General features: G+C 47.1%; 5 protein-coding genes, 1 tRNA gene and 9 pseudogenes. 12 read left to right on the top strand and 3 right to left on the bottom strand.

What is annotated here, in order from left to right; all coding sequences use genetic code 11:
• Positions 1–120 precede the first annotated feature (120 nt).
• The gene (locus tag XZ46_RS16410) at positions 121–2,334 is read right to left on the bottom strand and encodes a phosphoketolase family protein (RefSeq protein WP_008049219.1); all 2,214 of its coding nucleotides are present in this window, start codon (positions 2,332–2,334) and stop codon (positions 121–123) included.
• A 384-nt stretch (positions 2,335–2,718) separates the two neighbouring features.
• On the opposite strand from XZ46_RS16410, the pseudogene XZ46_RS16415 reads away from it, so the two are divergent.
• A pseudogene (locus XZ46_RS16415) lies at positions 2,719–3,274 on the top strand (IS630 transposase-related protein); the annotation flags it as partial.
• Here XZ46_RS16415 and XZ46_RS16425 read toward each other — a convergent pair.
• Positions 3,227–4,361: pseudogene (locus XZ46_RS16425) on the bottom strand (IS4 family transposase). The pseudogenes XZ46_RS16415 and XZ46_RS16425 overlap by 48 nt on opposite strands.
• A gap of 167 nt (positions 4,362–4,528) precedes the next feature.
• Here XZ46_RS16425 and XZ46_RS29935 point away from each other — a divergent pair.
• The 3 genes and pseudogenes from XZ46_RS29935 to XZ46_RS16435 all read left to right on the top strand — a co-directional run.
• A pseudogene (locus XZ46_RS29935) lies at positions 4,529–4,855 on the top strand (transposase); the annotation flags it as partial.
• 207 nt (positions 4,856–5,062) lie between these two features.
• A complete protein-coding gene (locus XZ46_RS16430) occupies positions 5,063–5,938 on the top strand; it encodes an IS630 family transposase (RefSeq protein ID WP_048895138.1) in 876 nt (291 codons plus the stop codon).
• Positions 5,939–6,019: 81 nt separating this feature from the next.
• A pseudogene (locus XZ46_RS16435) lies at positions 6,020–6,900 on the top strand (IS630 family transposase).
• Between the two features lie 521 nt (positions 6,901–7,421).
• On the opposite strand, the gene XZ46_RS16440 reads toward XZ46_RS16435, so the two are convergent.
• Positions 7,422–7,495, bottom strand: a tRNA-Pro gene (locus XZ46_RS16440).
• Positions 7,496–7,679: 184 nt separating this feature from the next.
• Between XZ46_RS16440 and XZ46_RS32790 the strand changes: the two are divergent.
• From XZ46_RS32790 to dtd, 8 genes and pseudogenes are all read left to right on the top strand, one after another.
• Positions 7,680–8,876: pseudogene (locus XZ46_RS32790) on the top strand (transposase).
• Between the two features lie 161 nt (positions 8,877–9,037).
• A pseudogene (locus tag XZ46_RS16455) lies at positions 9,038–9,772 on the top strand (IS630 family transposase); the annotation flags it as partial.
• 104 nt (positions 9,773–9,876) lie between these two features.
• Positions 9,877–11,083, top strand: a pseudogene (locus XZ46_RS16460) (IS4-like element ISAtsp5 family transposase).
• 22 nt (positions 11,084–11,105) lie between these two features.
• Positions 11,106–11,253 (top strand): annotated as a pseudogene (locus tag XZ46_RS36835) (transposase); the annotation flags it as partial.
• Between the two features lie 1,076 nt (positions 11,254–12,329).
• Positions 12,330–12,686 (top strand): DapH/DapD/GlmU-related protein, encoded by a 357-nt coding sequence (locus XZ46_RS36840; RefSeq protein WP_230428068.1) that lies wholly within the window; start codon positions 12,330–12,332, stop codon positions 12,684–12,686.
• A 26-nt stretch (positions 12,687–12,712) separates the two neighbouring features.
• Positions 12,713–13,114 (top strand): hypothetical protein, encoded by a 402-nt coding sequence (locus XZ46_RS36845; RefSeq protein WP_322786883.1) that lies wholly within the window; start codon positions 12,713–12,715, stop codon positions 13,112–13,114.
• A 68-nt stretch (positions 13,115–13,182) separates the two neighbouring features.
• Positions 13,183–14,317, top strand: a pseudogene (locus tag XZ46_RS37365) (CobW family GTP-binding protein).
• Between the two features lie 66 nt (positions 14,318–14,383).
• Complete coding sequence (gene dtd / locus XZ46_RS16475) at positions 14,384–14,842, top strand: D-aminoacyl-tRNA deacylase (protein WP_006624807.1); 459 nt, start codon at positions 14,384–14,386, stop codon at positions 14,840–14,842.
• The last annotated feature ends 16 nt before the right edge of the window (positions 14,843–14,858 follow it).

Here is a 14,858-nt window from a genome sequence, read left to right on the forward strand (position 1 = left end):
AGTTGGAAGGGTGTCGAGTCCTAGGAAGAAGTAGGAAGAAGTAGGGGGGGGTCGGGGAGAATGACGGAAAACGGGAATACTCCTCCCCCCCAACGGACACGCAGGAAAAACCAGTTAAACCTAGTGGATTAACTCGATCGCTCTTTTAGTCAAAGTCTCAGCAGTCAAGCCATTAAAAGCCATCAACTGACCCGCACTAGAAGTAGTTTCTCCCCGTTTCCATGCGAAAGTATCGCGGCGGACACTACTACGCAACATAATCGGTTCCAGCATCAAACTAGCGCCGCCTGTCACCCCAATCAAAGCATCCCCACCAAACAAATTATCGAAGAGTTCATCACTGATAAAATCGCCATCAGGTTCGGAACAAGTATCCCAAGCGACATCAGTAGGACGATACAAACGGCGGGGGTTAATCACGGAGACAATGCGAGTACCAATTCCCTCGGTTTCCAGGTAAGCCGCCGCCTCAAAAACGGGGATTAAAGTCATATCTCCAATGACAGCAAAAACGACAGTTTTATCACCTTTGACTTCTTCCAAAATCACGGCTCCATCTCGCAAGCCTTGGCGGGTTTGTTCAAAGGTAGTACGAATCGGTAAAGGTGACTTACTAGCAGTAATAGTAATGCCCTTATTTTTAGTATTGAGTGCCCATTGATAACAGACCTGGATACTATTGGCATCTGGGGGAAACAGAGCGAAAACATTACCGTTGCGTAACATAGCGGCAAAATAAGCCTCAATTTCCGGGCGTTGGTGAGTCCAGCCGTTGCGTCCCTGTTCCAAAGCGCCGGCGGTAAATAAGGTAATGGTGGAGGGGGTGAGGTGGCGCAACTCAGCCATAGCCTGGGTGACAGTTTGCCAAATCGGTAAACCATTAATAGCAAAAGACTCGTAGGAACACCACAGAGTCCGTGCGCCCATTAAGGCTAAACCTGCAGCCATTCCGGCGCAAGCGTCTTCACTGAGTGGCTCATAAACCTGTCCATTGGGTCCCTGGAAATAGGTATCATCAGGGGTAGGGTGAATAATTTTCAGGGCTTGGTTAATGTTGTTAATACCGGAAGCGGCGTTACCATCGGCGTTGGTGACGAGAAAATGGGGGTCTTTTTGGCCAACATGACCAACGATCGCCCCCATAGCGGTAGTTGCGACTTTCGGATCACCGCCGACTGTATATTCTTCTAAGGGGAGTGTACCAAAATCGGCGATCGGGTACTCAAACTCAGTTACGACTGTCTTAGAAGCGGGACCACCGCCTGCTCGTTCAATGTTTTTACGCACCAACTCCCAAGCGGCTACTGGTAGCGATCGCTCCTGGAGGGCCTTAATAATATGGGGACTGTCGAGGGTATCTCCGGGATAGAGATTATGGGATTTCGCACCCCGGGCATGAACACCGGCCCCTTTGAGTTGTTTAATAATAAATACGGTCAATGTACCATTTAGGGCGGATTTTGCGGCTTTGTCTACTGTTTCCATCACCGCCTGGGTGAAAGCCATGCGCCGATCAATGGAAAAAGCGGTACTATCAACATAATCTCCGGGTTGGTTTTGGTCGTCGAAGTCTTTAGCATCGACTAGCAAGACTTCTTTGAAGCCGTTACCTTTCCAATAGGCGATCATTTCCTCATTAGTTTTAGTGGAGACCATGCTGTGATGTTCCTGGCTGTAGCCATTCCAAACTAATATGGGCAGGAAGTTGGTTACATTAGGATAGGCTGTGTTAAAATGCGCCATGCTGCTCATGGGGTAAGGCTCTCCCATACCACCATCACCTAGGGTGAAGGGGAAGAGTTTGTCCCTGTGTAAGAGGGCGGCGGCCATGGCGAAATGCTGACCTTGTCCTAGGGGTCCGGCGGGGTTCAGTAGACCGGGAATATAACCGGAAAGATGCCCCAGCAGTCCGTGCATTTCCCGGAAGCGATCGCGCAGTTGTTGCACGGTGTAGATTTCCATGTCTTCTAAGGAGCGATCGAGGAAAACCGCGCTATAGAAGCCTGGCGCATGGTGTCCCACTTCCGTAATAATATTTTTATAACCCAGCATGACTAAGGCTGCATAGGCTTCCGCTTGGCTGGCGAAACCCCCTGGGTGTCCTGATGCTTTACTACCTGTTACCTGTAGAATTAAGTACCGCAGCGCGTCCGCGTACAGCAGGGTTTGATATACTGCTACGGGGTCTTTAGGGTCGGAAATAGCCACTTTCCCCTCAGCTATGGCTGGCTTCTGACCGTAAGTTTCTAATCTGGGGAATGTTTCGCTAAAATACTGGATGCCCTGACAAAATTCGGGAATGGCGGAAACGGGTTTTGATGTGGTTGCGGTCATGCTTTATACCTAATTGTCTTTCCGGTTTTGATTAATATGGTAATTTATTTTACCGAACAATTGGGCGAATTTCTCCGGCTAAAGGCGGTGGGTCAGATGAACAAAATTGGCCGTTGACCCGATAGGTTATCCCTGTGACGCGCCCTACGAGGGTGATAATTATTAATTGTAGAGGCGGGTTCTGCTGTTAGTTCTCCCACCCCACCGTTTGCTTAGAAACCCGGTTTCTTGACCACGATAGGGGCGGTGCGTCAGATGAACAAAATTGGCCGTTGACCCGATAGGTTATCCCTGTGACGCACCCTACGAGGGTGATAATTATAGCACAAAACAGGAAAGTTAGGACGTATAATGGAGAGGACGAGATGACTAAGAAGACCAAAAATGCCAGCCCCCTATAGTTACGACCTCAGACAAAAAGTTATTGATGCCATTGAACTAGACGGTATGCCCAAAACAGAAGCCAGTCAAGTTTTCCATGTCAGCCGGAACACCATTAATCTCTGGCTGCAAAGAAAAGCACAGACCGGAGACTTCCTCCCTAAACCTCATCACCGACCTGGCAATAACCACAAAATTACCGACTGGCAAAAATTCAAGGCTTTTGCCCAAGAGCATGGCGACAAAACAGCAGCTCAAATGGCTGAACTTTGGGATGACGACATCTCTCCTCGCACCATATCCAGAGCCTTGAAGAAAATTGGCTTCACCAGAAAAAAAAACTTACGGCTACCAAGAACGTTGGAAGCAACAGCGAGAGGAGTTTATGGCTCAGATTGAACAGATGGAGCCGGAAGAAGTGGTCTACCTCGATGAAGCCGGCATGAATAGTCAGGACTCGGATTACCCTTGTGGTTAGTGCGAAGAAGGAAAACGCTTCCATGCCCTCAAATCAGGGAAGAGGCAGGGTAGGGTGAGCTATATAGTCGCATGGTGTCATCCTAAGTACAGGACAAAAGTTGTAGAGTAGAGCCTGGTGAAACCGCCCTGAAAACAAAGGCAGATTAGAGAAAGTGCGGCGTAGAAAATCGAAGCCAGTGCGGAAAAGACTCTGGGAGCATCGTCCGTGAGCCTTCAAAGGAATGGGTGAACCTTGGTGAATCCACAAACCCACCTTCATAGCCCAAGTAAAAGCAAAGCCAGGCTAAGCAAAGCCAATAAACGGCTCAAGCGCTCAGGGTCCTTAAAGTGAGTCGATTCGAGACAGAAGCCCCGAGTCTTCAAGGCTCCGAAGAGGTTTTCAATACCCCAACGCCGAGCATAGTCGGGGAGGGCCGTTTCGGGGCAAGCGTTAGTGATGAGAATCAACAACTCCCCCGAATCAGACAGACGAGAGCCAATGACGTAAACCTGCCGTCCCCAAACCCAACGGCGACCCGAAAGCTGGCGAAATTCTCCGGGTCGCAGAGAATCAAACATTCGTTCGCCGCTACGCCGAGTTGAGTTCCTCCTAACTTAGGACTAATCAGCTCGCTGTGGCGGATGCGTAGGCGGAAAGGAACCTCGGGGTCGATGAGAAGATACGAGAGCCAATCTCGCCCCACAAATTCCCGGTCAGCGGTCAGACAAGCCACCTCCACGTCAGGAAATAGTGCCTCGAAGCGGTCGAATAAGTCCATGCGTTCGCCACTGTTGCTATTGCCCTTTTTGTCAAGCATCGTCCACAGCAGGGGAAAGGCAATCCCCTCGTGGACGACTGCCAACATCAAGATGTTGAAATGGGTTTGACCGAAAGACCAACAGGTGCGGTCGAGACTAAGAGTCCAAGGTTGGGGAATGTCAATGAGGCTAACGACGAAACGGGCAATCTCTGCCCGGTCAAATTTGAATTGCCGAAAAAAACGTTGTAATCGCTGGTAATTTGAGGAAATTTGCACAGGATTTGCGAATACAGTCGCTATTTCCATCAGATTAACCGTCTTTGTTTGGAATAGCGCCATCAGGAACAGGCAGACAAAGTTTAATCTCGCCCCGTGCCAGGGCAAGTGAGGGCGCAAAGTGTCTCGTAATCGGTTAAGCTCGTTCATGAGAGGGAAGTTTGGTTTGTGGTAATTCCGATGTAACCCTCTCACCCCAACTTGGCGCTACCCCCCCACCCCTCGACTTTCACCTCAGCCCGGAGCGCCCCCTTCAGAATTTTCGGCTAGATTCCCTTTTGGCTAAGACTTTCAGCTTTTTTGTCCTGTACTGAGGGTGTCATCAACAACTCTTAGTCCCCTTTAGCTTTGAGGGTTGTTGTAATCGGACAGTGTTTGAGTTGTGGTTGGAGTTCATCTTAATTCCAACACTGAAGCCAGGTCAGACTCTAGTGCTAGACAATGCAACGTTTCATAAAGGGGGACGGATTCCTGAGCTAGTGGAGGCGGCTCAATGCCGTTTGCTCTATCTACCACCTTATTCGCCAGACCTCAACAAGATAGAGAAATGTTGTTCGTGGTTGAAAGCCCGCATTCGCCATTGTATTGAGCAGTTTGATTCTCTCCATGATGCCATGGATTCCGTTCTCCAAGCTGCGTCCTAACCACCTTGACTAATGCTATAGTTATGGGATGGTCAGGGCGCACTCCTTATATTCTACCAAGGGGTAGAAGTCCCACTAGGAGGTTATTTCAGGCATTGCAGCTCTATTTCACTCCTAAACGTCTCGCACAAAGGGGTTATTGTATAGCACAAGACAGGAAAGTTAGGACGTATAATGGAGAGGACGAGATGACTAAGAAGACCCAAAATGCCAGCCCCCTATAGTTACGACCTCAGACAAAAAGTTATTGATGCAATTGAACTAGACGGTATGCCCAAAACAGAAGCCAGTCAAGTTTTCCATGTCAGCCGGAACACCATTAATCTCTGGCTGCAAAGAAAAGCACAGACCGGAGACTTCCTCCCTAAACCTAATCACCCACCTGGCAATAACCACAAAATTACCGACTGGCAAAAATTCAAGGCTTTTGTCCAAGAGCATGGCGACAAAACAGCAGCTCAAATGGCTGAACTTTGGGATGACGACATCTCTCCTCGCACCATATCCAGAGCCTTGAAGAAAATTGGCTTCACCAGAAAAAAAACTTACGGCTACCAAGAACGTTGGAAGCAACAGCGAGAGGAGTTTATGGCTCAGATTGAACAGATGGAGCCACAAGAAGTGGTCTACCTCGATGAAGCCGGCATGAATAGTCAGGACTCGGATTACCCTTATGGTTACTGCGAGGAAGGAAAACGCTTCCATGCCCTCAAATCAGGGAAGAGGCAGGACAGGGTGAGCTATATAGCCGCATGGTGTCATCAACAACTCTTAGCCCCCTTTAGCTTTGAGGGTTGTTGTAATCGGACAGTGTTTGAGTTGTGGTTGGAGTTCATCTTAATTCCAACACTGAAGCCAGGTCAGACTCTAGTGCTAGACAATGCAACGTTTCATAAAGGGGGACGGATTCCTGAGCTAGTGGAGGCGGCTCAATGCCGTTTGCTCTATCTACCACCTTATTCGCCAGACCTCAACAAGATAGAGAAATGTTGGTCGTGGTTGAAAGCCCGCATTCGCCATTGTATTGAGCAGTTTGATTCTCTCCATGATGCCATGGATTCCGTTCTCAAGGCTGCGTCCTAACCACCTTGACTAATGCTGTAGCACAAGACAGAACACTTAGGACGTATAATGGAGAGGACGAGATGACTAAGAAGACCAAAAATGCCAGCCCCCTATAGTTACGACCTCAGACAAAAAGTTATTGATGCCATTGAACTAGACGGTATGCCCAAAACAGAAGCCAGTCAAGTTTTCCATGTCAGCAGGAACACCATTAATCTCTGGCTGCAAAGAAAAGCACAGACCGGAGACTTCCTCCCTAAACCTCATCACCGACCTGGCAATAACCACAAAATTACCGACTGGCAGAAATTCAAGGCTTTTGCCCAAGAGCATGGCCACAAAACCTCCGCTCAAATGGCTGAACTTTGGGATGACGACATCTCTCCTCGCACCATATCCAGAGCCTTGAAGAAAATTGGCTTCACCAGAAAAAAAACTTACGGCTACCAAGAACGTTGGAAGCAACAGCGAGAGGAGTTTATGGCTCAGATTGAACAGATGGAGCCGGAAGAAGTGGTCTACCTCGATGAAGCCGCCATGAATAGTCAGGACTCGGATTACCCTTATGGTTACTGCGAGGAAGGAAAACGCTTCCATGCACTCAAATCAGGGAAGAGGCAGGGCAGGGTAAGTATGATAGCCGCATGGTGTCATCAACAACTCTTAGCTCCCTTTAGCTTTGAGGGTTGTTGTAATCGGACAGTGTTTGAGTTGTGGTTGGAGTTCATCTTAATTCCAACATTGAAGCCAGGTCAGACTCTAGTATTGGACAATGCAACGTTTCATAAAGGGGGGCGGATTGCTGAACTGGTGGAGGCAGCTCAATGCCGTTTACTCTATCCTATCTACCACCTTATTCGCCAGACCTCAAGAAGATAGAGAAATGTTGGTCGTGGCTGAAAGCCCGTATTCGCCACTGCATTGAGCAGTTTGATTCTCTCCATGATGCCATGGATTCCGTTCTCAAAGCTGCGTCCTAACCACCTTGACTAATGCTATAGTACAAACAAACTCCTACTTTTCCCCATGTTCTTTTGAACGCAGCGTATCAACCTATTTCGCTACTCACTCATTACGATGGTTCAAGCCGGACATTCGGTTTCCCTAATCATGGATGGTTGGCAGTGGTCGCATCTGGTAGTAGGTTCTACTTCACGCCTTCCGTTCCCCGCTTCAATCCTGGGGTTGTGATTCCCAAAATTGGGGGTGGCTATCGCCTTTACTCTCTACTCCCTGATTTCTCAGTTTGTTTATGACCTTGAGTTCCCTGCCTTGCTTAGATTTCTCCAAGCGTCGGGACATATAAACAGTTATGGGGATGGTCAGGAGTGCGCTCCTTATATTCAACCGAGGGGTTGAAATCCCCACCAGGCGGTTATTTCAGGTATTGCAACCTTATTTCATGCCTGAACGTCTCGCACGTGTATTTTGAGTGTAACGGTACGACTATCGGGTTAAAGCAATTCCCGCGATAGTAGTCAGGATAAGGGTTTAAGTTAAATCGGGATGACAGGATTTGAACCTGCGACATCCTGCTCCCAAAGCAGGCGCGCTACCAAGCTGCGCTACATCCCGTTGTACTCAAACCTCTCCATTATAGATCAGCTGACACCTATATGTCAATAGGCATTGGATGATATCAGCAATTCTCATTTGAGAAAAAAGCGACTCAAGGACGGAAAATGGGGTACTGTACTGTAAGGACATCCAAGAGCCAATAGGGTCAGAGCCGTTGGAAAAACATGAGTTGTTTGACACAATCGTCAGTTCTTTTCGCCAGCGTTTGTCCTCGTTACCGGACAAGCCTACTGGTAAGAATAGCCACTATGGGATGGAAGACGCAGCCAATCGCGCGTTTAGTGTGTTCTTCACTCAAACCCCATCATTCCTTGCCTATCAACGCACGATGGAAGGCAACAAAGGCAAGAGCAATGCTCAAAGCTTGTTTGGGGTTCATCAAATTCCCGGCGACAACCACATCCGGGATTTTTGGGCGACAGTGTCACCAGACCACATCTTTCCGGTCTTTGAGGATATCTTGCCGGTGCTCGAAGTCCAGGGGCAGTTGGTAAAATTCCGTTCTATTGTCAACAGTCTGTTAGTGGCGTTGGATGGGACTGAATATTTGAGTTCGGAGAAAATCCACTGCCCCCAGTGCTCGACACGCACCTATAAGTCTGGGGCAACCCATTACTTCCATGGGGTGGTGACTGCGGTCATCGTTTGTCCAGGACAAAAGCATCTGATTCCCTTGGTTCCTGAATTTATCGTGCCCCAAGATGGTCATGACAAGCAGGACTGTGAGACGGCGGCAGCCAAACGGTGATTATCGCGGCAAGGGGAACGTATCATTAGATGGAACGTTACGGTCTTAGGGGATGACCTGTATTGTCACCAACCCTTGTGTGAGCAATTTCTAAAGCACCAACTCAACTTCATCCTCGTCTGTCGTCAGGAGTCCCACACCACCCTCCATGAACACCTTGATGGCATTGAGCTACCCACAGTCACAACCCTTGGTTGGACCGGGAAAGTCGAGGAAACCTATACCTACCGCTATCTCAACGCCGTGCCGCTCAGAGACAGTGATGATGCCCTGTTGGTCAACTGGTGCGAACTCACCGTCACCACTGCCGATGGCCAGGTGAGCTATCACAATGCCTTTGCTACGAATTATCCCCTCAGTGAGGAAAATGTCGCAGAAGTCGTGCTGGCAGGGCGAACCCGGTGGAAGGTGGAAAATGAAAACCACAACACCCTCAAGACCAAGGGCTACAATCTGGAACACAATTTCGGCCATGGTAAGCAGCATCTTTCCTCTTTACTGGCAACCCTTAATATCCTCTCTCTGCTCTTCCATACCTTCCTCGAACTGAGTAGGGGTCGAGAGAGATGTCGCCATCTCCCCCTCCCATACAAAACCGTACGTGAGACTTTCACCTCATACGGCTCCTAGCCTGACTGTGTTATGGTCGAAAGAGAAGTCACCTTCCCCAACTCCAATTCCAAACCGTGCTTGCGAGTTTCCCAGCACACGGCTCCTGATGTATAGCACAAGACAGAACACTTAGGATAGGACGTATAATGGAGAGGACGAGATGACTAAGAAGACCAAAAATGCCAGCCCCCTATAGTTACGACCTCAGACAAAAAGTTATTGATGCCATTGAACTAGACGGTATGCCCAAAACAGAAGCCAGTCAAGTTTTCCATGTCAGCAGGAACACCATTAATCTCTGGCTGCAAAGAAAAGCACAGACCGGAGACTTCCTCCCTAAACCTCATCACCGACCTGGCAATAACCACAAAATTACCGACTGGCAGAAATTCAAGGCTTTTGCCCAAGAGCATGGCCACAAAACCTCCGCTCAAATGGCTGAACTTTGGGATGACGACATCTCTCCTCGCACCATATCCAGAGCCTTGAAGAAAATTGGCTTCACCAGAAAAAAAACTTACGGCTACCAAGAACGTGATGAGCAACAGCGAGAGGAGTTTATGGCTCAGATTGAACAGATGGAGCCGGAAGAAGTGGTCTACCTCGATGAAGCTGGCATGAATAGTCAAGACTCGGATTATCCTTATGGTTACTGCGAGGAAGGAAAACGCTTCCATGCCCTCAAATCAGGGAAGAGGCAGGGCAGGGTAAGCTATATAGCCGCATGGTGTCATCAACAACTCTTAGCTCCCTTTACCTTTGAGGGTTGTTGTAATCGGACAGTGTTTGAGTTGTGGTTGGAGTTCATCTTAATTCCAACATTGAAGCCAGGTCAGACTCTAGTATTGGACAATGCAACGTTTCATAAAGGGGGGCGGATTGCTGAACTGGTGGAGGCAGCTCAATGCCGTTTACCTGAGAGGGTGACAACGGAGGTCAAACCCAGACAGGGCAATTGTTTGAGATAATGGAGATATCGTCAAAAAGCGGGTGGCCTTGGGAGCCACCCTGACAAAAAATGCTAAGGACATTATACCAAAAACTATTACGAATCAATTTGAGCGAGAGTCAAGCACAGACGTTAGAACTCTTAGTGTTGATGCTTCAAAGTTATCGGCAAGTCAGATTATCAACCCAACCCTCGCCAACGTTTTTCCACAACCCATTCAATACAATACAGTAGTCGCCTCCGAAATATCCAACGATTTCTGAAACTCCCCCAACTTTCGGCTAAGTTGCTGTGGTTCCCAATAATCAAGGCCGCTCTCAAATCTGAATTTAGAGAAAAACATTTAAATAGAGAGCAACGGAGAAAGCGCTCAAAATTCAGATTGAAAACCAAAAACTATGTAGCGGTTGCTCTCGACCGCACTCAATGGAGAGACCGAAATCTCCTGATGGTCACGATAATTTGGGGACATCATGCTTTACCAATATATTGGGAGCTACTCCCAAAGTTAGGCAGTAGCTCTTTCCGGGAACAGAAACGGGTATTAGGGCCGGTGTTGGCTCTTTTAAAACCTTATCCGGTTGTAGTGATAGGAGACCGTGAGTTTCATAGTGCTCAACTCGCGGACTGGCTCAGAGTAAGGGGTGTAAATGTTGTATTTCGTCAGAAAAAGAGTGCTTTTGTAGCTACCTCATGCCAGCCAGGTAAGTCTTTAAAAACTCAAGGATTTAAGTCGGGCGAATCCCATTTTTTTAAAAATGTAACCTTGCAAAAATTTGCACCTATTCATGGATTTAACCTAGGAGTTTATTGGTAAAAAATTCACCGAGGAAAAAAGGTAAAAAAACCTTGGTATTTACTAACTACGCTTGATAACCCCAAGCTGGTTAAGCAACTTTATCAAGCGCGGTGGGGTATCGAAATGATGTTTAGAGATTGTCAAAGTGGGGGCTATAATATGGAATCTACTCGGGTGGATTCAACCCGATTTTTAGCCTTGGTTTTGTTGATTACTTTTGCTTATTGGCTGGCGACACTAGGAGGTCATGAGTGGGAAGCTAATCACTTAGTAGCTTACCTCGGTCGAAGCGAAAAAACTCCTAATAATTTTCCCCATCACAGTATTTTTGGGCTCGGATTATCGGGTTATGCTTGGAGCCAGTCGCTAGTTTTCTGGCAAGAAGAGATGTTAGCATTAATGGCCCTCAAGCCTCATAAAGCTCAGAATTTTCGGCAAGGACTAAATGCTCTATCCCTTGTACAGCAATCAGTCTAGCTCTATTGTCACCCTCTCAGGCCGTTTACTCTATCTACCACCTTATTCGCCAGACCTCAACAAGATAGAGAAATGTTGGTCGTGGCTGAAAGCCCGTATTCGCCACTGCACGTGAGCAGTTTGATTCTCTCCATGATGCCATGGATTCCGTTCTCAAAGCTGCGTCCTAACCACCTTGACTAATGCTATATTAATTGTAGAGGCGGGTTCTGCTGTTAGTTCTCTCACCCCAACGTTTGCTTAGAAACCCGGTTTCTTTGATAAACCGGGTTTCTTGACCACGATAGGGGCGGTGCGTCAGATGAACAAAATTGGCCGTTGACCCGATAGGTTATCCCTGTGACGCACCCTACGAGGGTGATAATTATTAATTGTAGAGGCGGGTTCTGCTGTTAGTTCTCTCACCCCAACGTTTGCTTAGAAACCCGGTTTCTTTGATAAACCGGGTTTCTTGACCACGATAGGGGCGGTGCGTCAGATGAACAAAATTGGCCGTTGACCCGATAGGTTATCCCTGTGACGCACCCTACGAGGGTGATAATTATTAATTGTAGAGGCGGGTTCTGCTGTTAGTTCTCTCACCCCAACGTTTGCTTAGAAACCCGGTTTCTTTGATAAACCGGGTTTCTTGACCACGATAGGGGCGGTGCGTCAGATGAACAAAATTGGCCGTTGACCCGATAGGTTATCCCTGTGACGCACCCTACGAGGGTGATAATTATTAATTGTAGAGGCGGGTTCTGCTGTTAGTTCTCTCACCCCAACGTTTGCTTAGAAACCCGGTTTCTTTGATAAACCGGGTTTCTTGACCACGATAGGGGCGGTGCGTCAGATGAACAAAATTGGCCGTTGACCCGATAGGTTATCCCTGTGACGCACCCTACGAGGGTGATAATTATTAATTGTAGAGGCGGGTTCTGCTGTTAGTTCTCTCACCCCACCGTTTGCTTAGAAACCCGGTTTCTTTGATAAACCGGGTTTCTTGACCACGATAGGGGCGGTGCGTCAGATGAACAAAATTGGCCGTTGACCCGATAGGTTATCCCTGTGACGCACCCTACGGCGGTGATAATTATTAATTATTAATTATTAATTATTAATTATTCATTGACGGGGTTTAGCTGTTAGCTGGTAGGGTTAGACCTATCGATAATCATTGATTGATGACAGATACAAATCAACTCACCCACCAATTGAGCAGTAATGGTATGATTATGTCGTCTCCCATCAAACCTTCTATCCACAGATGACGATTCACGCCACAGCTATAATTGAACCGGGTGCAACATTAGGCGAGAATGTAACAATTGGACCACTTAGCTATATTCAAGCGGGGGTGACAATTGGCGACCACTGCACGATCGCATCCCATGTTACCATTCTATGTGGAACTACCCTAGGCGATCGCACCCAAGTTCATGCCGGGGCGGTATTGGGGGACACACCCCAAGATTTAGCATTCTTAGACGAACCATCCTCAGTCAAAATAGGTAATAATTGTGTAATCCGTGAAGGTGTAACTATCCATCGCGGCACTAAGGCAGGTTCAATGACCCTGGTGGGTAATGATTGCCTATTGATGGCTAACTCCCATATCATATAGGTCATAATGTGAAGGTAGGCGATCGCGTGATTATTGCCAATGGAGCCTTATTAGCTGGATATGCCCAAGTAGGCGATCGGGCTTTTATCAGCGGTAACTGTCTCATTCACCAGTTTACCAGAGTTGGGCGATTAGCCATGATGTCTGGCGGCTGTGCTATCCAAAAAGATGTTCCCCCCTTCTGTATCACCCGCAGCCTCAGCACTAATACCGTTATGGGTTTGAATGTGGTCGGACTGCGACGGTCTGGCTTCAACGAAGGACAGCGCCGGGAACTTCAGCAAGCCTTTAAAATCCTGTATAGGTCAAATCTCAATATTTCTCAAGCTCTGGAAAAACTAGAATCTGAGTTTACCTCAGAATTAGTCCGGGAATTGTGCGAATTTATCCGCACCTCCGAGAGAGGATTATGCAAATTTATTAAATAAAATTCAGTAATTGCGATAAAATAACAACTGGAGATTCTCGAGTTTCTAACATTTTGGACAGTAGGGCTATGCAATCAGCAGTCAATCCCCATCCCGAAAAGACCATGGACGAACCCCAAGCCGCTTTACCTGTGACAATTATTACCGGTTTTCTCGGTAGCGGTAAAACTACCCTTCTTAACTTAACTACATACTCTCCAACCAACAAGGCTTGGCTTAAAAACGGCGGTTTTGGTTAATGAGTTTGGCGAAGTCGGAATTGATAACGAGTTAATTGTGGCTACCGACTCAGATAATACTATGGTAGAACTAAGCAATGGTTGTGTTTGTTGTACCATTAATGAAGATTTAGTGAACGCAGTTTACAAAGTCCTGGAACGCCCCGAAAAAGTCGATTATATCGTAGTTGAAACTACGGGTTTGGCTGACCCGCTACCGGTGGCTTTGACATTTCTGGGGACGGAATTAAGAGACATGACTCGCCTCGATTCCATTGTCACTATGGTAGACTGTGAAAACTTTAGTTTGGATTTGTTTAATAGCCAAGCGGCGGAGAGTCAAATCGCCTATGGGGATATTATTATCCTCAATAAAACTGATTTGGTAGATGAGGCTGATGTGGATCTGCTAGAAGTTCGCCTCCGAGACATGAAAAAAGATGCTCGAATCCTCAGAACTAAACGTTCTCAAGTTCCCCTTCCTTTGATTCTCAGTGTGGGTTTATTTGAGTCTGACAAGTATTTCCAACACAGGGAAGAATCAGACCATCATCACCATGACCATGACCATGAACACGAACATCATCACCACCATGACCATGACCATGACCATGACCATGAACACGAACATCATCACCACCATGACCATCATTCTAACCACCTAGAAAATGATGGGTTTACTTCGATTTCCTTTGAGAGCGATCGCCCCCTATCCCTGCGGAAATTCCAATATTTTTTAGACAATCAATTACCAGCTAATATATTTCGCGCTAAAGGAATTCTCTGGTTTGATGAAAGTCCGAAACGTCATATTTTCCACCTCAGCGGTAAGCGATTTTCCATTGATGATGATGAGTGGAAAGGTTCCCCAAAAACCCAACTGGTGTTAATTGGTCAAAACCTAGATAAACCCACCCTAAAATCTCAGGTTGAAAATTGTTTCTGTAAACCTTCCCCAACTCGCGGTCAAGGCTTTTCGAGGTAGTTAGATGGTAGTGGCAACCTTCTATGGTTGCCTACCCTCTCAGTCAAATTAAGCAATCAGTAACCTATGCGAGTTGTTATCCAAAGAGTTAAATCTTCACAGGTCACAGTTAATGGTCAAATTATTGGTAAAATTAATCAAGGACTAAATCTGCTGGTGGGTATTTCAGCGACGGATACAGAAGCAGAACTAGACTGGATGGCTAGAAAATGTCTGGATTTGCGATTATTTCCCGACCCGGATAATCATAGCGGACGTTGGGATAAATCCGTGCAAGATATTGGAGGAGAATTATTAGTTGTGAGTCAGTTTACCCTCTACGGAGATTGTCGCAAGGGCCGCCGTCCATCCTTTGAGCGTTCAGCGGCTCCAGAAGCTGCCGAAAAGTTATATCAGTTATTTATTGAAAAGCTCCGAATAAGTGGGTTAAAAGTCGCCACAGGTGAGTTTGGAGCGATGATGAATGTGTATATTGAAAATGATGGTCCTGTAACCCTGTTATTAGAACGGGAAGCTGATAACTAGATGATTCTCTCATAGT

It is taken from the genome of Limnospira indica PCC 8005 (assembly GCF_000973065.1).
Lineage (GTDB): Bacteria > Cyanobacteriota > Cyanobacteriia > Cyanobacteriales > Microcoleaceae > Limnospira > Limnospira fusiformis.